The organism is Desulfatiferula olefinivorans, assembly GCF_054657895.1.
The window spans coordinates 40,436-59,626 of record NZ_BAAHXV010000016.1; the positions used below are offsets into that span (position 1 = coordinate 40,436).

At 52.3% G+C, this 19,191-nt stretch carries 16 protein-coding genes; 6 read left to right on the plus strand and 10 right to left on the minus strand.

Translation table 11 applies throughout. From position 1 onward, the window contains the following. Positions 1-40: 40 nt before the first annotated feature. The 8 genes from ACYQ11_RS12545 to ACYQ11_RS12580 form a co-directional block, all read right to left on the minus strand. Positions 41-817 carry an ATP-binding protein gene (locus tag ACYQ11_RS12545; RefSeq protein WP_459924137.1) on the minus strand — a complete coding sequence of 259 codons (777 nt, stop codon included), beginning with the start codon at positions 815-817 and terminating at the stop codon, positions 41-43. Beyond that, the gene (locus tag ACYQ11_RS12550; RefSeq protein WP_459924138.1) at positions 814-1,584 is read right to left on the minus strand and encodes a hypothetical protein; all 771 of its coding nucleotides are present in this window, start codon (positions 1,582-1,584) and stop codon (positions 814-816) included. Before ACYQ11_RS12550 ends, ACYQ11_RS12545 begins: the two co-directional genes overlap by 4 nt. A 53-nt stretch (positions 1,585-1,637) precedes the next feature. Beyond that, positions 1,638-2,936, minus strand: a complete 1,299-nt coding sequence (locus ACYQ11_RS12555) for a GMC family oxidoreductase N-terminal domain-containing protein (RefSeq protein WP_459924139.1) — start codon at positions 2,934-2,936, stop codon at positions 1,638-1,640. A gap of 262 nt (positions 2,937-3,198) precedes the next feature. Then, positions 3,199-4,989 (minus strand): DEAD/DEAH box helicase, encoded by a 1,791-nt coding sequence (locus ACYQ11_RS12560; RefSeq protein WP_459924140.1) that lies wholly within the window; start codon positions 4,987-4,989, stop codon positions 3,199-3,201. A gap of 228 nt (positions 4,990-5,217) precedes the next feature. After that, a complete protein-coding gene (locus tag ACYQ11_RS12565) occupies positions 5,218-5,511 on the minus strand; it encodes a PEP-CTERM sorting domain-containing protein (RefSeq protein WP_459924141.1) in 294 nt (97 codons plus the stop codon). Positions 5,512-5,777: 266 nt separating this feature from the next. Continuing rightward, complete coding sequence (locus ACYQ11_RS12570) at positions 5,778-6,572, minus strand: acyl-CoA thioesterase (RefSeq protein WP_459924142.1); 795 nt, start codon at positions 6,570-6,572, stop codon at positions 5,778-5,780. A 9-nt stretch (positions 6,573-6,581) separates the two neighbouring features. After that, positions 6,582-7,169 carry a transglycosylase SLT domain-containing protein gene (locus ACYQ11_RS12575; protein WP_459924143.1) on the minus strand — a complete coding sequence of 196 codons (588 nt, stop codon included), beginning with the start codon at positions 7,167-7,169 and terminating at the stop codon, positions 6,582-6,584. Beyond that, on the minus strand, positions 7,144-7,470 hold the full coding sequence (locus ACYQ11_RS12580; protein ID WP_459924144.1) for a hypothetical protein: 327 nt from the start codon (positions 7,468-7,470) through the stop codon (positions 7,144-7,146). Before ACYQ11_RS12580 ends, ACYQ11_RS12575 begins: the two co-directional genes overlap by 26 nt. Positions 7,471-7,744: 274 nt before the next feature. Here ACYQ11_RS12580 and rdgC point away from each other — a divergent pair, with 274 nt between their 5' ends. The 5 genes from rdgC to ACYQ11_RS12605 all read left to right on the plus strand — a co-directional run bounded on the left by rdgC (position 7,745) and on the right by ACYQ11_RS12605 (position 13,816). Further along, positions 7,745-8,359, plus strand: coding sequence for a recombination-associated protein RdgC (rdgC, locus tag ACYQ11_RS12585; protein ID WP_459924145.1), 615 nt, complete (start codon positions 7,745-7,747; stop codon positions 8,357-8,359). A 3-nt stretch (positions 8,360-8,362) separates the two neighbouring features. Then, complete coding sequence (locus ACYQ11_RS12590) at positions 8,363-8,890, plus strand: hypothetical protein (protein ID WP_459924146.1); 528 nt, start codon at positions 8,363-8,365, stop codon at positions 8,888-8,890. Positions 8,891-9,295: 405 nt separating this feature from the next. Beyond that, on the plus strand, positions 9,296-10,414 hold the full coding sequence (dnaN, locus tag ACYQ11_RS12595) for a DNA polymerase III subunit beta (RefSeq protein WP_459924147.1): 1,119 nt from the start codon (positions 9,296-9,298) through the stop codon (positions 10,412-10,414). After that, complete coding sequence (gene gyrB / locus ACYQ11_RS12600; protein ID WP_459924148.1) at positions 10,411-12,846, plus strand: DNA topoisomerase (ATP-hydrolyzing) subunit B; 2,436 nt, start codon at positions 10,411-10,413, stop codon at positions 12,844-12,846. The genes dnaN and gyrB overlap by 4 nt, the downstream gene beginning before the upstream one ends. 160 nt (positions 12,847-13,006) lie before the next feature. Next, positions 13,007-13,816: a response regulator gene (locus tag ACYQ11_RS12605; protein ID WP_459924149.1), complete on the plus strand. Its 810-nt coding sequence runs from the start codon at positions 13,007-13,009 to the stop codon at positions 13,814-13,816. On the opposite strand, the gene asnS is transcribed toward ACYQ11_RS12605, so the two are convergent. Next, positions 13,817-15,181, minus strand: a complete 1,365-nt coding sequence (gene asnS / locus ACYQ11_RS12610) for an asparagine--tRNA ligase (RefSeq protein WP_459924150.1) — start codon at positions 15,179-15,181, stop codon at positions 13,817-13,819. A 10-nt stretch (positions 15,182-15,191) separates the two neighbouring features. After that, positions 15,192-16,520 carry a trypsin-like peptidase domain-containing protein gene (locus ACYQ11_RS12615; protein ID WP_459924151.1) on the minus strand — a complete coding sequence of 443 codons (1,329 nt, stop codon included), beginning with the start codon at positions 16,518-16,520 and terminating at the stop codon, positions 15,192-15,194. 127 nt (positions 16,521-16,647) lie between these two features. Here ACYQ11_RS12615 and ACYQ11_RS12620 point away from each other — a divergent pair, with 127 nt between their 5' ends. Continuing rightward, positions 16,648-19,188 (plus strand): TIGR03960 family B12-binding radical SAM protein, encoded by a 2,541-nt coding sequence (locus ACYQ11_RS12620; protein WP_459924152.1) that lies wholly within the window; start codon positions 16,648-16,650, stop codon positions 19,186-19,188. Positions 19,189-19,191 lie beyond the last annotated feature (3 nt).

Sequence of the window (19,191 nt, forward strand, 5' to 3'; positions counted from 1 at the left end):
CTCTCACGTATGAAGAGTGATGGTAAAGTAACCTTTTTCATTAAAAACGCCGGCACCCGTCCGTTATAAAATCCGTCAGGGCCCGTTCCAGGCCGGTGAGGTGGGGATCGTCGGGCAGATCGAAAAAACTTCGTCCTTCACGGTCGTAATCCCGGATCAGGGGGATGTCTTTCATCAGATGGACCAGGGGGAGGGCATTGGCTTCTTCGACGAAAGCGCCTTCCCGGGCGTCCCGAACCCGGTTGAACACAAGGCCGGCCTTGCGGAAGATCCCCATGCCTTCGGCGACGTCGAAGATGGTCCGGGCCACGTTGCGGCCCTTGAGGGAGGTGTCCGAGACGATCAGAAGATGGGTGACCATGTCCATGACCCGCCGGTTTATCTGTTCGAGGCCCGCTTCCCCGTCGATGACCACGGCGTCGAAGCCCCCGGCCAAATCGCGGATCAGATCCCGGAGCAAATGATTGACCTGACAGTAACACCCATCCCCTTCGGGCCGTCCGATGGCCAGAAAGGCCAGATTCCGTTTTTCAGCAAGGGCTGAAAACATGTCGTAATCCAGACGACGAAGCAGTTCCTCCTTGTTGACGGGCTGTTCTTTGCCCAGGGCCTCGATCAGATCCCGCCGGATCTGGTCCACGGTTTTTCGGACGGTAACGCCCAGAGGATAAGACAGCCCCACCGCCGGATCGGCGTCGATGGCCAGAACGCGCCGTGCGGGGTCGGCGCAGAGCATCCGGGTGATCAGGGCGCTCAGGCTGGTTTTGCCCACGCCGCCTTTGCCGCACAGGGCGATGATGAGGGGGGTCCGGGTCACGGCGAGGGCCTCCTTTCCAGTCGTTTTTTTTCGGACAGGGCCTTGCGAAGGGCCTGCATGCCGGCGGCGTCGCTGCACACATCCTGATACTCGCAGCCCGAACAGTCGGTAATGTCCTCCTCCACCATCCGGGTCATGGCACCAATCAGTCGGCCGACCCGCCGGCAGGGTTCGATCAGGGCGTTGACCGCCTCGGCCTCGGTGACGAACAACACCTCGGCGTCAAGCACCCCGGGCCGGGTTTTCAGGGCTTTTATCAACGCGGTGCCCAGCATATGAAACGAAAACCCCTTGGCCGTCGCGTCCCGGCTGATCCGGGCCCATTCCCGCATCTGTCCCGATGCGGCCCGAAGCATGTAGCCTTTGAGTGAAACCTCAAACCGTGCCAGATCCAGATTCAGATAATTCCGATAAGAGGGTTCATCCCAATCCGGCGTTATCCGGACCATCACCACCTTGGCAAAGGGCAGCCGGGATGTTTCTGTTTCGCCAACGTCCGGTCCGATCAGCCGGATGGTCCCGTCACTGACCCTTCCGTCTGTCCCGGTCCAGACCAGAAAGGCGGCCGAGGCTTCTTCGGGGGGACCCAGCTCCACGGCCAGATCCGGCAGCAGCACGATATCCCGAGGCCCGGCTTCGGGCCAGTCCGATACGGTTCCCGATCGAAAGGTGCGGCACCTTCCCCGGGCTTCCCGGTCGCGAATCAGGCTGTAAACGGTATCCATCACCGGATGAAACACGCTGAGAATCTCTGTATCACCGTCCATGGAATGCGTCCTCGTCGTCAGACTCTAACCCGTTTGGCCCGATCATGCGGCCCTCACGCCCGGCTCTCCAGGTGGCGTCCCAGACGCCGGCCCAGGGCCAAAAGGGTCAACGTGGGCGGAAGCCCCCAGGGCTCGGGAATGACGGAGCAATCGCACACATAGAGATTCTCTTTCCGGGTTTTCAGATCGGCATCGAGCATGTGGTTGATCTTGACCGTGCCCCCGGGGTGTGCGGCCACGGTCCAGCCTTTGAAAACACTTTTGGCTCCGGCCTGCTCGAGAATCCGCCGGGCATGGGTTGCCCCTTCCTTGAGTTTGTCTTTGTCGGCGGCCGAGATGCTTTTCCTGACGCCGCCGTTCCAGGTGACGCGTCCTCCCAGGCCATCTTTGATCTTGATCATGATCATCAGGGTCTTGTCACGTGAAAACGCCTTGTCCAGGCGCAGGCGGGGAAGACTCTGGGCCCAGAACATGGGGGTGGGAAAATTCAGATCCACCATCAGATACCCTTTTTCCGTATTGTGATACCCGGCACTCATCTGAATTTCTCCTTTGCTTTTCAAACCGTCCACGGACCCGAACACCATGATCAGGGGGTCGAAGAAAAAATCATAACCGGCTTCGTGGAGTCCGCTCTGCCTGAGAATCTGAGGGGTGCCCACGCCGCCTGCGGAAACGACGATGGTGTTGGCCGACACCTCATGATCGGAGAACCCCTTCCGGTAACGGACACCCACGGCCTTGTCCTTTTCGAACAGTATCCGTGTGACCCGGGCGCCGTTGATCAGGGTCATGCCCTGGTCCACCGCCTCTTCCACGTAATTCCTGGCCGTCCATTTGGCCCCGTACGGGCAGCCGTAACTGCATTTGTCACAGTTCTCCCGGCATTTATCCTGATAGATGAACTTGTTGAATTTTTCCCAGGGATACCCGAGGGAAAGGGCGCTGTCCATGATCCGTTTTGCACCGACCCCCATCAGCCGGTCCTCGGTGGGGGCAATGGGCAGTTCCGCCTTGATGTCCCGGACCTGGTCCCGAACATCGATCCCATAGGCATCGAGCATAGCCGTGGGCGGATCGAAGGCGGTGGCGCAGTAAAACACCGAACTGCCGCCGGTGCAGATTCCCCGGACCATTCCCAGGAATTTTTTGTCGGTGAACAAAAGGCTCTGTCCCGGAATGCCTGCGTTTGATGCCATCTGAAACAGTGAACCGCGAATCGGGGCGTTGTCGCCCATTTCAAGCATCAGCACGGATTGGCCAGACCGGGTCAATTCCCTGGCCACCGAAGCGCCTCCCGGTCCCGAGCCGACAATAATGGTATCGTATGCGTTCGACTGTGCGTTGTTCATCCGTTGTTCCTCCTTGGCAAACGTGGTGGTGTGGAATGATGTGTGGTTGTATTTTGCATATTGTCGACAATATGCGATCGTGTCAACCTTTTTTTACAAACGCTGACGTTCTTTCCGACGGGGTTAAGCCGCGGTTGATTGATCACCCGGTCGTTGCCGTGTTTGTAAGCACGTAAAAAAAGGCCCCCGGCTGTTTCGCCGGGGGCCTATGCGTTGGATACGCGGACTGGTGTTTGAAAGGAGTGAACGGGCCGTTAATATATCAGTCCATCCGGGGGGATGATTTTTTTCCGGATTTTTTTTTGTCCCGGACCGGTTTCGTTTTCCTGGCCGGACGGTCAGTCCGGTTGAAGGGTTTTTTAAACGGTTTATCCGACGGGAGTTTGGGCGCGGCGAAATCGATGGTCAGCTTGCGTCCGTCCAGCGATACGTCTTTCAGGGCCTTGCGGACCCGATCGGCCACGGACTGTTCCACATCGAAAAAGGAAAATTCCCTCATGATTTCAATGGCCCCGATTTTATCGGACGAAATGCCGGCGTTTTCGCAGACCAGACGGACCAGAGCCCCGGGATTGAGATTGTCCATGTTGCCCGCACTGGCGAAAAACCGCTGGGTCGCTTCGTGTGATCCCCGCTCACGCTTGCCGGTCCGCTGCCGGTCTTTTTTGTCCGGACGGTCCCAGGGAGCGGAAGACGGGTATTTATCCCGTCTATTCTCACGTTTGTGCATGTCCACATTGATGTCTTCGGAATCCTGGTAGTAGGTGAGAAAGCGGTTGAATTCCAGGGACACGAACCGTTTGATCAGTTCCTCCCGGCTCAGGCCGGCCAGGGTATCGTAGACCGGAGGCAAAAAACGACCGATTTCCGCCTCGTTGATATCCACACTGACCAGCTTGCCGACCATGGCGAACAGCTGTTTTTCACAGACCGCCGTGCCTCCGGGAACGTTTTTCCGGGTGAAGGTGATTCCGGCCCGGCGTTCGACTTCCTGGAGTTTCCGGCTTTCCTTGGTGTTCATCAGGACGATGGCCACCCCTGATTTTCCGGCCCGGGCCGTCCGGCCGCTGCGGTGGGTATAGCTTTCGATTTCATCGGGCAGTTTATAGTGAATCACATGGGTGATATCCTTGACATCCAGGCCCCGGGCCGCCACATCGGTGGCCACGAGAATCTGAAGATTCTTTTCTCGGAAGCGTCCCATGACCTTTTCACGGACCGCCTGACTCAGATCGCCGTGCAGGGCCTCGGCATCATAACCGTCCTTGATGAGTTTTTCAGCGATCTCCTGGGTTTCCACACGGGTCCGGCAGAAAATCAGCCCATAGATGTCCGGATAAAAGTCGATGACCCGTTTGAGGGCCTGGTAACGGTCTTTTTCGCGAATCACGTAATTCACATGCTCGATGTTCGACGCCCCGCTGTTTTTCTTTCCCACGGTGATCGCCACCGGATCATCCATGTACCGGGCGGCGATGGCGGCCACATCCGACGGCATGGTGGCCGAAAACAACCAGGTTCGACGGGTTTTCGGGGTGCTTGCCAGGATGGCGTCCAGATCGTCCTTGAATCCCATGTTCAGCATTTCATCTGCTTCGTCGAGCACCAGGTAGTTGAGAAAATTCAGATTCACCACTTTCCGGTTCATCAGATCCAGCAATCGTCCGGGTGTGGCCACGATCACCTGGGCGCCTTTTTTCACATCCCTGATCTGATTGACCATACCGGCGCCGCCGTAGACCGCCACAATGGACGCATCGGAGCGCGTGCTGCAAAACGCTTTGAAATCCTGGGTGATCTGAAGGCATAATTCCCGCGTGGGACAGAGCACCAGACCCTGGGTATTTCGGGATGTGAAATCGATCAACTGGATCATGGGCAGACCGAAGGCCGCCGTTTTTCCGGTTCCGGTCTGGGCCAGGCCAACCAGATCCCGTGTGCCGCCGATAATTTCAGGAATCGCTTTTTTCTGGATGGGAGTCGGTTCTTCAAATCCCATGGCGGCAACCGCATCGATCAGTTGACGATGTAAACCCAATGCTTCAAAACCCATATCGTTTGTTCCATTCTCGTTCCGTCTGTCCGGAACCGTTTAATAAGGTGAAAAATTCAAAAACCGCGTACTGTATCATGGAGGGAAAGAATCGGCAAGACATGAATAACATAATTGATGTTTATCGGTATGTCCAGGGGCGGGAGATCACCGTCGAAAAAAAGGGCGGCCATGACGGCCGCCCCAAACCAAAAGAGAAGAGTAACACACAAAGGGAATGAAAAAACATTACCTTTTTTTATGGTTTCGCCTTACCGACGATGCCAGCCCGATAAGACCGGTACCCAGAAGAAAAAGCGTTGCCGGTTCAGGGACGCCCACCGCTTTGACGTTGGAGGGATAGGCGGTATCCCGTCGCGTATCGTTGAGTGTGAAAAAAACCGGTGAAATCTGGGCCGACAAAGAATCTGAGGTCATCCCGATCTCGGAAAGCGTTTCATGTGCCGTCCAGGTGAAGGATTCGGCATGGGCATTCATAAACAGAAAAACAGATATCGCAATCATCATAACAATGGTTTTCATCGACGTGCGGCCTTTCATACAAATCAAGATAAAACGATGTGTGACAGTGAACGGCCGCCTTACTTTGCATTATATGTACCATTTTCAACTATAAAATTTAAAATACTGATTTCATGTATAGTTTATTTTTTTACGTTGGGTGATTGTGTCATGGGTTACATGATTTTATGATACATGAATGTATCAATGTAAAACAAACACCACACAGGGATAATCGTTACACATATGATCAACGATGTTCCCCGTGTGTCGGTCTCGTTTGTTTTTCAGGATCGATTTCTGAACTGGGCAATCTGACGGCTGATGGCCACCAGGGTTCCGTTTTCATCCCAGAGTTCGCCGTCTTCCTCGACGAGACCGCAGGTGATGTAACGGGACCTGAAGCAGGCCCTCAGCCAGGATGATTGAGGGACGGACCTGATATTCACGGAAAACTCGATGGTGGGAACCCAGGCCTGCATGCCCTGGCTGGACATCACGGGAGGGGGAAAAGCGTCGGCCATCAATACCAGAGCTATAGCGTCCATGGGACGGGGATCCTTGAAACGAATCCAGCCCTTGTGCTCGGAAATATCGGCCAGTTGTCCCTGGAACCAGCCCGCACAGGCGGGATCGAGGCGGACGTCCATGTTCCGGTACAGGGTATAGCCTCCGAATTCGGGAATGGGGATACAGCTGTCACGGTCGGCGACGGTCGGCGGGGTGCGTTCATACCGTGTATCGCCGCATTCGTCGTGTTTTTCAGCGAAGGTTGCCCAGGCCCTGACCTTTTCTTTTCCCTGCTGGGTCAACACGGATTGCATCCGGTCGAAGGATTTGCCGCGGGAAATGATTTCAACGTCAAAACATGCATCTTCCCCGACCCGGGCGGGACCGATGTAATTTGCCGTCACGATGGCCGGATGCTTCTTGTCGGTCTGATCGAGCATCGATGACAGCATCAGCGCCATGATATATCCGCCGTTGGGATTGCCGTTTATCGACCATTCGTCGCTGATACGTCCCGAAACGGCTGTTTCGCCTTTTTTTTCAAGGGCCATATCCTGGTCAAACCGATGCATGACGACTCCTTATCTGTAATGATAATTGTATTTGATGACCTTTTCCACGAACCGTCGGGTTTCCGTGTACGGCGGAATATCCTTGTACCGTTCGACCGCCGTGGGTCCGGCATTGTAGGCGGCCAGGGCCAGAACCAGCTGCCCGTCGAAGCGATTGAGCATCTTTCGAAGGTACCGGGACCCGCCCATGATGTTCTCATAGGGATTGAAGGGATCGTCGATGTTCAGTTCCTTCATGTTTTTCGGCATGATCTGCATCAATCCCTTGGCGCCGACCTTCGATACGGCATGGGGGTTGAAATTCGACTCCACCTTGATCAGGGCTTTGATCAACGAAAAGGACAGGTTGTGAACCCGGGCCGCCTGGAGAATGATGTCGTTGTAACGGTCCGGACAATGGTATACCGCCCGCCGGGATTCGGGGTTGTTCCGGATGAACAGGACCATTTCTTCCTTGCTGGGGGAATCGGTAAAATGCATCACCCCGTCTTCATCCGTATAGGTGAATATTTCAGCGTCCGCACCCGTGCCGATCAAGGCCCAGATGAGGAGGATCATCACCGCATAACGCTTAACCGAAACGTTTTTTTTTATCATGGTAAGTCTTCACGGCATATTTCACGGCAAATTTCGGATGGGACAGGTATTTCAGATTGGTCGAGAGAAACGAATCCCTGATATCGTCGAATACCGTGTCTTTCTGTTGATCGGATATAAAATTCCTCTCATGCTTCACCTCATACACCAACTGATCGTCCAGGGTGTCTATGATGTGTTTATCGGTTGGGGTGAGCGGGGAATTGACCTTTATTTTATTCACATCAAGGGTGATGCGAAAGGCTGCGGCCACCAGCCAGGTGTCGGCCGCGACCTTCCGGGAAAGGTCGTATATCTCCAATGTTTCTCCATTTGTAAGTTCAATTTTTTCAATTGGTTTCGATTGATCGATCATCGTTTGGCACCTCATGACGAACGTTTTGAACAAACACGAAATAACGTATAAAAAACATTACAGAATTATCTTGTTTCCGATTTTCAAAAAATATATATTCCAAATCCATGACGCTGTCTATCCGAAATCCAAGAAACATGGAAGATGAACCCTTCATCTCCGGACCGGACAGCTTTTTTCTATTTGAAGCGACCCTCAACGTCTAACCATGGAGTCTTGTATGGGAATTCTTTCATCCACCGTTTCACTGACACGTTACCGGGTCAACGGAACGTTCGACGACGCTCCGATCGAGCGTGTGGAAAAAGGCCTTCATCGATTGCGAATCCAGGATATCGATACGGAGCCGTCAGAAATGTCCGTGGGATGGACCAGCCTGTTCGAGCCCTTTACGCCGGATTTTTCAGGATCATCCTTTCTGGTGGCCTCGTATTTTGTTTTTTCCCTGAGAATCGACAAAAAAACCGTCCCCGCCAAAGTTCTCAACAAACATGTGGACATCCACCAGAAAAAAAGGCTGGCTGAAACCGATCGGGAATTTCTTTCAAAAAATGAAAAAAAACAGCTCAAGGACGAAGTCAAACAGATTCTCCTTTTAAGGATTCCGTCGGTTCCCAACGTCTACGACGTGATCTGGGATTACGACAACTCCCTTCTCTGGTTTTTTTCCACCCAGAAAGCCGCCTGCGAGGAACTGGAAAGCCTGTTCCTCAAATCATTCAATATCGGACTGATCAAGTTGTTTCCCTATACCGCGGCCGATTTCACACTGGGATTGACCCCGGCGGAAAAAGACCTGCTTCTCAACCTTCAGCCCACCTCGTTCACGGAGTGATCCATGCTTGATATCGCTGTATCATACAACCGCTACAAATTTCTTGGTCATGAATTTCTCACCTGGCTCTGGCATGTGATCGACCGCGATCAGGGGGCGTTTACCGATACGTCCGGTACCGCATTTTCCCTGGTCATCGGCAACCGGATTGTCTGTGAAAACATCGTCGAGGACAATACGGTGGAAACGGTGACCATCAAAGGCGATAACGCCGGTCTTGAGGAAGGGCGCATGGCGCTGAGGAAAGGGGCCGTGGTGACCGAAATGAGTCTGAGTCTGCGTTTTCTTGAACAGAATTGGGAATTCAATCTTAAGGGAGAGAATTTTCACCTCACGGGATTCAAGCATCCGGAAACGGAAAAAATCCAGAAAAAAGAGGACAGGGAGGGGGCTCTGCTCGAAAAGGTCTTTCTATACGGGAAAGCCGTTGAGCTGATGGATCATGTTTTCGGACAGTTCATGCGTCTTCGCCTGTCGAAAACCTGGACATCCGAAACGGTCAACCAGATCCGATCCTGGATTAATAGATGAATCTATGTTCATTGATCGCCAAAACGATGTTAATAAAATCGAAGTTATGAACAATCATTTTTTCCATGTCGATAACCCGGTCGTTTCCGACCAACGAAACACAATCTTATCGTCTTTTTTTTTAAACTTATAAATTAATAATATCAATAAATTATAAGTTTATTATACTTTTAAACAAGGTTTATTATCATGATGACCTTATTAAATCCTTTATAAAATAAAAAAACGATTGTTCATTCATCTTCCCAGGGAAGCAGACGGCAAACGAACGTCGTTATTTTTTTATAGTTTTATATTGATATTTTAGTAATTTACAACTATGTATAGGCAGTGTTTCCAACGGACGGAAGCCCGTTGTCCGGTGGAAACCCGTGAAACAACAACCCGAATGATCTGGATGAACCTATGAAATTCACGATTAGAAAAAGTGACATCACGGATATTCTTTCGAAAGTCCAGGGAATCACCGGACGGAAAAGCAATCTGGCCATCACGGCCAATATCCTGATCAAAACCGGAGACAACGGAATTTCCTTTATCGCCACGGATCTTGAAACCGGTTTTGAAGGAAATTACCCCGCCCATGTGGAATCACCGGGGGTCATTACCATCAACGCCCGAAAATTCTTTGAAATCGTACAGAATTTTCCAAGCGACGACATCCGGGTCGAGGAGGTCGAACGGCAGTGGATCCGCATCGGTTCCGAAAAAGTCGAATACCACATTGTCGGTATGAGCCCCGATGATTTTCCGGATCTTCCCATGCTCGAAGAGGTCGAGTACATTGAAATCGACGCCATCCGTTTACGGAAGATGATCGAGAAAACCATCATGATCGCCGCATCCCCCGATGAAAAACGAACCCACATCACCGGGGTGTTTTTCCAGGCCCGCGACGAAGAGGGCGAGCGCGTGATCCGCATGGTCTCCACCGACGGACGGCGTTTGTCCAAGGCGGAGTTTATCAGCGGTGAGGATCTTGATTTTCGTCCGATCGACGGCGTGATCATTCCGAAAAAAGGTCTTTCCGAAGTGTCCAAACTCCTGGATTCGGACGGTATCATCGCCATTGGCGTCAAGGATAATTACTTTGTCGTCAAAAAAGACCACGAGACCATCATCATCGGTCTCCTTGAAGGTGAATTTCCTCCCTACGGCGAGATTGTCGTCAGGGATGAGGCCAACGCCATCCGGATAGAAAAACGTAATTTCTACATGACCTTGAAACGCATGTCGATTCTGTCCACCGAAAACTACAACGGGGTCATTTTCAATTTTGACAAAAACCGTCTGATGCTCACCGCCACCAACCCGGATCTTGGAGAATCCAAAGAGGATTTCAACATCGAATTCGATCGTGAACCCATTGAGGTCGCATTCAATCCAAAGTATTTCATGGATACCCTGAGTGTGATCGAAGAGGACAGTGTTCTGATCAATATCAGGGATAATGAAAAACCCTGCATTATTGAGGGAACGGTGGACAAACATTTCCTAAGCGTTATCATGCCGATGAAACTATGAATGACATAAAACCCAATACATCCAATTACAATCAGGACAGCATCAAGGTACTCAAAGGCCTTGAAGCCGTCCGTCTCAGGCCCTCCATGTATATCGGAAACGTCGATGTGGAAGGGCTTCACCACCTGGTCTACGAAGTGGTCGACAACAGCATCGACGAGGCCATGGCCGGGGTCTGCGACACCATTCACGTGATCATCTACAAAGACAACAGCGTCAGCGTGGAAGACAACGGCCGGGGTATTCCCACGGGCATGCATGAAAAGGAAAACATGCCGGCGGCGGAGGTGGTGCTCACCAAGCTTCATGCCGGAGGCAAGTTCAACAACGATTCCTACAAGGTGTCCGGCGGGCTCCACGGGGTGGGTATTTCCGTGGTCAACGCCCTGTCGATTTTTCTGAATCTCGAAATCTATCAGAACGGAAAAATCTTCACCCAGTCCTTTTCCAAAGGAATCAAGACATCCGAACTGACCGTGGTCGGAGAAACGGACAAACGGGGAACCCGGGTCCATTTCAAACCCGATACGGGCATCATGAACGACGATAATTTCAGTTTTGAGATTCTGTCGCGGCGTATGCGTGAATTGGCTTTTTTGAACAGCGGGGTCCGCATCATCATCGAAGATGAACGCTCCGACGAAAAACACGACTTCTGTTATGAAGGGGGACTGGTTTCCTTTGTGGAATACCTGAACCGTGCCCATGCGGCCCTCCATGAACCGATCATCGTCAAAGGAGAACGGGACGAGGTCCAGGTCGAGGTGGCCATTCAGTACAACGACACCTACAATGAAAAGATCTATTCGTTCGCCAACAACATCAACACCGTTGAAGGGGGATTCCATCTGTCCGGATTCAAAGGGGCCCTGACCCGGACGATCAACAGCTACGCCACCTCGGACAATGTTCCCAAAAACATGCAGGGCAAGATATCCGGCGATGATACCCGTGAAGGCCTGACCGCCATCATCAGCGTCAAGGTCCGGGAACCCCAGTTCGAAGGACAGACCAAGACCAAACTCGGAAACAGTGAGGTCAAGGGTATTGTGGAATCGCTGGTCAACGAAAAGCTCGGTGATTTTCTTCAGGAAAATCCAACGGTGGCCAAGAAACTGATCACCAAGGCCGTCGAAGCGGCCCGCGCCCGGGATGCCGCCAAACGCGCCCGGGATATGGCTCGCAGCAGCGGCGCCCTGATGGATTCCTCCCTGCCTGGAAAACTGGCCGAATGCCAGTATACGGATCCGGCCTTTCGTGAACTGTTTCTGGTCGAAGGGGATTCGGCCGGCGGATCGGCCAAGATGGGACGGGACAGAAAGTCCCAGGCCATTCTCCCCCTCCGGGGCAAAATTCTCAATGTGGAAAAAGCCCGATTCGACAAAGTGCTGCGCAGCGAAGAAATCAAAAACATCATCACCGTTCTCGGAACCGGGGTGGGCACCGAAGAATACAACGTCGACAAGATCAAGTATCACAAGGTGGTGATCATGACCGACGCCGACGTGGACGGGTCACACATAAGGACCCTGCTGTTGACTTTTTTCTATCGTCAGATGCCCAACCTGATCGAAAACGGCTATCTTTATATTGCCCAGCCTCCGCTGTACAAAGTGGGCAAGGGTAAAAGCAGTGTCTACCTGAAAGATGAAAACGATTTCAACGAGTACATCATGAAACGGGCCTGCGACCAGAAAGACTTAGAGATCCCCGGCGTGGGCATGGTGTTCAAGGATCATGAACTGGTTCTCCTGCTCAAAGACCTGGCGGATTATTTCGGATCACTGGATCGCCTGGGTCGCCGGGGGTATCATACGACCCTGATTCACGCCCTTCTTGAAGAGAACATCGACAAGATGTACCTGGCCGACAAAGACAAGATGATTGATCTTCAGAAAAAGATCATGGCCATGGGATATACCTCCGGCGAGATCGTTTACAATGAAATGCGTGGTCGCTATCGTTTTTCGATTACCGAAGAGGATCGTTCCCACGATGACGGCACCATCGTACTCAAAAAAAGTGAGAGGGTTGAAATAGGTCGTTCTCTGATCTTTTCGAACGAATACCAGTCTCTGATGAAAAAAAAGGATATGCTGAAAATATTCGAAACCCCGCCGTTTAAGGTCAATCGATCGGATAACCAGGAACTGATAACCGAATTTTCAACCCTGGACGATCTTTATTCATACATGATGAAAGAAGGGAAAAAAGGCATCGCCGTCCAGCGATACAAAGGCCTCGGCGAAATGAATCCCGATCAGCTGTGGGAAACCACCATGGATCCGGAGCGTCGGAACATGCTTCGGGTCACCATTGAAGACGCGGAAAACGCCGATGCGATTTTCACGCTGCTGATGGGCGAGGAAGTGGAACCCCGGCGTCACTTCATCCAGAAAAATGCCCTGGAGGTGCAATCCCTGGATATCTGACGATCAGCGTTTTTTTCATCATCACGGCAAATAAAAAAAACGGATGCGGCCCATCCGTTTTTTTTTATTCGAATAAAGAAAAATCTCAATATATTAGATGATTCTACCGAAAAGTAGTTCAGAGTCTTTACTTTATGAACGATACGACGGATGAAACGGCATGGACCAGAAACCTGACGACGACCCGATCAAACGGAACCTTCCGCCCGAAAACGATCGAAACACCGATGACTCCTATGAAAAACGGATGGAGCGAAACAAAATCATTGGAAGTATCGGCCATGAATTCAACAACCTTCTGATGGGTATCCAGGGAAATTTATCCCTGATTTTTCTGGATATGCAGCACACGGACAAGCTGTACGGCAAACTCAAGGACATTGAGAAGTACGTGGAAGGCGGTGTGAAACTCACCGAAAAACTCTTTGATTTCCTGAACGAGGGGATCTATTCTCCGGAACCCAAGCAAAAGGAATTACCGGCCCAGAGCATCAACAGGCTCAAGGGGGAAATCAACAAGGCCATCAACAGCCAGGTGATCCGGAACACCTACGGTCCTCCGGGCATTCAGGCCCTCCGTCAGTATGAAAAGGTTTACACCGGATCAAAAACCGTGCTTCTGGTCGATGATGACGCCATGATCATCGATGTGGGGAAACAGATGCTTGAACGCACCGGCCTGGACGTGGTGACGGCCCGAAGCGGTCAGGCGGCCGTTGACATTTATCGGAAAGATTTCAAAACCATTGATATGGTCATTCTGGATCTGGTGATGCCGGGTTTGAGCGGGATCGAAACCTATTATGAACTCAAGCAGGTCAACCCCGATCTCAAGGTGCTGTTTTCCAGCGGCTATCGCAAGAACATGGATGTCCATGCCATTGTCAAGGAAGGAAAAAGCTCGTTTATCCAAAAACCCTTCAAAATGGAACAGCTGACCCAGGAAGTCGGCCGTCTTCTGGAAATGTGATCAGAAATCGATGTGACCCGGCGTCCGGGGAAAGGGAATGACATCCCGGATGTTGGAAACCCCGGTCAGCAGCATCAGAAGGCGTTCGAATCCCAGGCCGAATCCGCTGTGGGGTACGGATCCGTACCGCCGTGAATCCAGATACCACCCGTAATCCTCTTCGCTTAATCCGCAGTCCTTCATCCGGTCGATCAGGATATCCAGGCGTTCCTCCCTCTGGCTGCCGCCGATCAGTTCCCCGATATGGGGCACCAGAAGGTCCATGGCCGCCACGGTGGTCTGATCGTCGTTGACCCGCATGTAAAAAGGTTTGATGTTTTTCGGGTAATGATAGATGAACACGGGTTTTTTGAAATGGCTTTCAGCCAGATACCGTTCGTGTTCCGACTGAAGATCCGAACCGAAGGACACCGGAAATTCGAAGGACCGTCCCGATGCGTGCAACAGATCGACGGCGTCTTTATACGTGATCCGGGCAAAGGCCTCACGATCGATCGTATTCAGAATTTCGGGAAGGTCCGGCGCCACAAAGCGGGCAAAAAGGGAGTAATCTTCCTCGCAGGTCGTCAGGTAACGGCGAACCACATCCTTAACGAACCGTTCGGCCATATCCATGGTTTCGGTCAGGTCCCGGAAGGCCATTTCCGGTTCGATCATCCAGAATTCGGCGGCATGGCGGCTGGTATTGGAGTTTTCCGCCCGGAAGGTCGGACCGAAGGTGTACACATCTCCCAAAGACAGGGCAAACATTTCGGCGGAAAGCTGTCCCGATACGGTCAAACCGGTTTCCTTGCCGAAAAAATCCCCGGACGGATCGGTCGGACCGTTTGGGGGAAGGGTTGTCACCCGGAACATCTCACCGGCGCCTTCACAGTCCGATCCGGTGATGATGGGGGTATGAATGTAAAAAAAACCCTGATCCTGGAAAAACTGATGCACGAACATCGACACGTGTGACCGGATACGAAACATGGCCCCGTATTTGTTGGAGCGAGGCCTTAAGTGAGCGATACTTCGAAGAAATTCATCACTATGCCTTTTTTTCTGAAGGGGATAGGTTTCCGGCGTTCGGCAGAAAATCGTGATATCGTCGGCGCGGATTTCGACATGCTGGCCTTTTCCGGGCGAGGGACAGAGATCACCGGTGACCGACACCGCAGATCCCGTAGACAGGGAGGCTACCTCGGAATAATTGGGAAGGCAGTCGTCGGCGATGATCTGGATACTGGTCAGGCATGATCCGTCATTCATTTCGATAAACGAAAAGGTTTTAGAATGTCGGATGGTGCGTATCCATCCCTTGACGCAGACCCGCCCGGAATCCTTGTTTTCTTTCCATATGGTATTGATTTTGGTCTGTTTCATCTGACGGCCGTTATCCTTGTAATTCAAGCGTGATATAATACCCCCGGTCGTTCCGGGTGATCAGAAGCACCAGGGACGGGTTGGACCTGTAAGTGATCAGGGCTTTGTTGAAATCCTCTTTTGTGTCGATGGGAATATCATTGATCCGTCTGATCCAGTCACCCGGCCTGACCCCGATGGAGAACAGCCCGGCCTGTCGTGACAGTTCCGAAATCATCACGCCCTTTCGTCCGGTTTTGGAAACCACCCGAACGCCCAGAAGATCCATGGCCAGCTGGTCTGCCCGTTCAACGGGAAACGGCCGTGTCGGCAGGACGAGGTCCCGGATTGTACCCGATCGATTGATTCGGACCTTTAAGCGATCCCCCGCGCTGTGCCTTCGGATGATCTGATCAAACATGTCCGTATGCTGAACGGCTTCTCCGTCGATGGCTACAATCACGTCCCATTTTTTGAAACCGGCCTCGATTCCGGGGCTTTCGGGAAACAGATCCTTGATGACGACCCCTTTTTGATGATCGATGCCCAGGTAATCGGAAATGTCCGGGTCCATGTTCTGAACGATCAGACCGGTCCAGGCCTGGATCACCCGACCGTAGGTGATCAGATTGTCGATGATGCGCCGGGCCCGGTCGATGGGAATGGCGAATCCGATCCCCTGGGCGTCGGCGTAGATAGCCGTGTTGATTCCGATCAACTCGCCCAGAATGTTCAAAAGCGGGCCGCCGCTGTTTCCCGGATTGATCGGCGCATCGATCTGGATGAAGTGCCGGTAGACCCGATCCCCCGATTTGATGCTGCGATCCGTGGCGCTGATCACGCCGGTCGATACGGTGTTGGAAAATCCGAAGGGGTTTCCGATGGCGATAACGGTTTCTCCGATCATCAGGTCATGACTGTTGCCCATGTTGACCGACGGCAGGGCTTCGTCGGTTGTGATCTGCAGGACGGCCAGATCGGAGTCGGGGTCGGCGCCGACCAGTTGAGCGTTGAATTCCCGGTCGTCATTCAGGGTCACCGTGATGCTGCCGGTTTTTTCGATCACATGGGCATTGGTCAGAATGTATCCGCGCTTGCCGTCAATGATAACCCCGGACCCCAGGGCCATGCGTTTGGTCTTGTTCCTGAAGCGGGGTTCGAAGAAATCATTGAAAAAATCATGGAAGCGCTGGTCCCGCCGAAAGGTGAAAAACGGATTGGTCTGGTCGTAGACATCGTATTCCGACGAAATATTGACCACCGACGGACTGATTTTCTCAACGGCTTCGACCACCTTTGATCGCCGCGCCGAGATATCGGCATTGACCGGGCCGGCCTGCATCAGCGTCAGTCCGATCACAACACAGCACCATGATACTTTTTGAAACAACATCGAATTATAAATTTGCATTTTGAAATTTAAATTATATAATGACTGGTTATTGTCAATTTTAATGGAATGATTTTACTGAACGTAAAGATATAGCATGGGTTTTAAAAGTATTCAAGATATCATCAAATCCGTCGAGCAACCCAGCCGGTATGCCGGTGCGGAAGTCAATGCCGTCATCAAGGATCATCGGGATAAGCGGCTGTCCATGGTTCTGGCTTTTCCCGATCTCTATGAAATCGGGACATCCCATTTCGGTATTCAGATTCTGTACCATATTCTCAACCGTGATCCGGACATCGTTGCCGAGCGGGTCTATACCCCTGCGCCGGATATGGAACGGCTTTTACGCGAGCATGGCCTGCCCATGTTTTCACGTGAAACAAAGACCCCCCTTGGGGATTTTGACATTATCGGGTTCAGCCTTCTTTACGAGCTTAATTATACCAATGCTCTGACTCTGCTTGATCTTGCCGGTATTCCCTTTCTTGCCGCCGATCGCGGGCCGGCTCATCCGCTGATTATCGCCGGGGGTCCCTGCACCTTCAATCCCGAACCGGTGGCCGATCTGTTCGATGCCATGGTCGTCGGAGACGGAGAAGACGTCATTCTGTCCATGGCCCATGTCTATATGGACTGGAAATCAACCGGAGCTTTGAGAGACGATCTTCTCAGGAGGTGGTCCGACCTGCCCGGAGTGTATGTTCCCTCGTTTTATGTTCCCGATTTCGTTCAATCGGGCCCTGATTGTTTTCAGACGGTTCGTCCTGTCCCGGGTATCCCGCACACGGTCCGACGGGCGATCCTTCCCGATCTCGAACGGGCCCCCTTTCCCGATGCGCCGGTCATTCCCTGCGGAAGGCCGGTCCACGAACGTCTTCGACTCGAAATTTCAAGGGGTTGTAGCCGCGGATGCCGGTTCTGCCAGGCCGGGATGATTTATCGGCCCGTCCGGGAACGGAACACCGATACCCTGCTTGATCTGACCCGGCGCGCCGTTTGCCGGACCGGTTACGAGGATCTCTCGTTTCTGTCTCTCAGCGCCGGGGATTACGAAAACCTTACCACGCTGATGCACGCCCTTCTTTCGGATACCGATCATCAGATTCACACCCAGGGACACCTCTCGTTTTCCCTGCCCTCAATCCGGGCCGACCGCCTGGATGAAGCCATGATGGAGGCGGTCAGGCGGGTTCGAAAAACCGGTTTCACCATCGCACCCGAAGCCGGTTCACAGCGTCTGCGGGACGTGATCAACAAGGGTCTCACCGACGAGGATATCATCAATACGGTGGAACGCGCCTTTCAGCTCGGTTGGACGGTCATCAAACTGTATTTCATGATCGGTCTGCCCATGGAAACCATGGAAGATCTCGAGGAGATGGTCGATCTGGTCCGCCGATTGTCGCGTCTGGGATCGGTCAAGGGAAAGAAACGGCAGATCAACGTCAGTGTTTCAACCTTCATTCCCAAAGCCCACACCCCCTTTCAGTGGGAAAGACAAATTGACGAGGACGAATCCTGGACCCGGATTCAATGGCTCAGGGATAAACTCTCGATGCGAAACGTCACCTTCAAATGGGGAAAAACACAGATCAGTTTTCTTGAAGGTCTGATGTCCCGGGGGGATCGCCGCCTGACCCCGCTGATCATTCGGGCCTACCGCAAGGGATGCCGACTCGACGGATGGAACGAGCATTTCCGTTATGATCTGTGGAAGGAATCCATCGCCGAGGAACAGATCGATGCCGCGTTTTTTTCCCATCGCTCCCGATCCCTCGATGAACCGCTTCCCTGGGATCACATCGATTCGGGCATTTCAAAACAGTTTATGATCGACGAGAAAAAGCGGTCTCTTCGGGGAGACCTGACCCCCGATTGCCGGAACGGGGCCTGTTCCGGATGCGGCATCTGTGATTTTGATACAGTCATGCCCCGCATCGAGCCGCTTATGAGCGATCGGTCGAAGGCCCCTGCCGCTTTGAAGACCGAGTCGCCTTCCCAGCCGTCTTACATCAAAATGAAATGCCGTTTCCAGAAAACCGGCGACGCCCGTTTTTTCGGTCATCTGGAAATGGTCAACACCGTATCCAAGGCCGTTCGACGGGCCGGAATTCCGGTGAAATACACCAGCGGCCACCATCCGATCATTAAATTGGTTTTCAGCAACCCCTTGCCGGTGGGTTACGAAAGTCTCGATGAATTTTTTATCATTGAAGTTCATGACGATTTTGATACTAATAGAATGCCGGTTATGCTCAACGCCCAGTTACCCGATGGGCTTCACGTGGTCGAATCCGTCCCAGTGAGGCATAAAGCGGATGCCATCGAAAAACCCAACACGCTTTTTTCCGTGGTACTCACCCGTCATGACGTTTCATCGTCATGTGTCGATTCGTTTTTAAACGAGCAACATGTTCCATTTGAAAAAACGAATAAAAAAGGGAAGGTGACCCGACTTGATTTGAAAGAGATCGTCCATGACCTTAAAATTATTGATAATCATACGATTTCATTTGAGATTCATCCAAAGGACGGTGTTCATGTCCGCCCTGAGGCGGTCGTCCGTCGGATTTTCGACCTGTCCGACGATGATATGGCCGGGCTTGATATTCGAAAGATCAAGCATATTTGTTGATCC

Bases quoted from the DNA above. Each gene is read 5' to 3' on its own strand.
- ACYQ11_RS12560 (WP_459924140.1), bottom strand. From the start codon at position 4,989: ATGGGTTTTGAAGCATTGGGTTTACATCGTCAACTGATCGATGCGGTT.
- ACYQ11_RS12550 (WP_459924138.1), bottom strand. From the start codon at position 1,584: ATGGACGGTGATACAGAGATTCTCAGCGTGTTTCATCCGGTGATGGAT.
- ACYQ11_RS12565 (WP_459924141.1), bottom strand. From the start codon at position 5,511: ATGAAAACCATTGTTATGATGATTGCGATATCTGTTTTTCTGTTTATG.
- rdgC (WP_459924145.1), top strand. From the start codon at position 7,745: ATGGGAATTCTTTCATCCACCGTTTCACTGACACGTTACCGGGTCAAC.
- asnS (WP_459924150.1), bottom strand. From the start codon at position 15,181: ATGAAACAGACCAAAATCAATACCATATGGAAAGAAAACAAGGATTCC.
- dnaN (WP_459924147.1), top strand. From the start codon at position 9,296: ATGAAATTCACGATTAGAAAAAGTGACATCACGGATATTCTTTCGAAA.
- ACYQ11_RS12590 (WP_459924146.1), top strand. From the start codon at position 8,363: ATGCTTGATATCGCTGTATCATACAACCGCTACAAATTTCTTGGTCAT.
- ACYQ11_RS12555 (WP_459924139.1), bottom strand. From the start codon at position 2,936: ATGAACAACGCACAGTCGAACGCATACGATACCATTATTGTCGGCTCG.
- ACYQ11_RS12605 (WP_459924149.1), top strand. From the start codon at position 13,007: ATGGACCAGAAACCTGACGACGACCCGATCAAACGGAACCTTCCGCCC.
- gyrB (WP_459924148.1), top strand. From the start codon at position 10,411: ATGAATGACATAAAACCCAATACATCCAATTACAATCAGGACAGCATC.
- ACYQ11_RS12575 (WP_459924143.1), bottom strand. From the start codon at position 7,169: ATGATAAAAAAAAACGTTTCGGTTAAGCGTTATGCGGTGATGATCCTC.
- ACYQ11_RS12570 (WP_459924142.1), bottom strand. From the start codon at position 6,572: ATGCATCGGTTTGACCAGGATATGGCCCTTGAAAAAAAAGGCGAAACA.
- ACYQ11_RS12620 (WP_459924152.1), top strand. From the start codon at position 16,648: ATGGGTTTTAAAAGTATTCAAGATATCATCAAATCCGTCGAGCAACCC.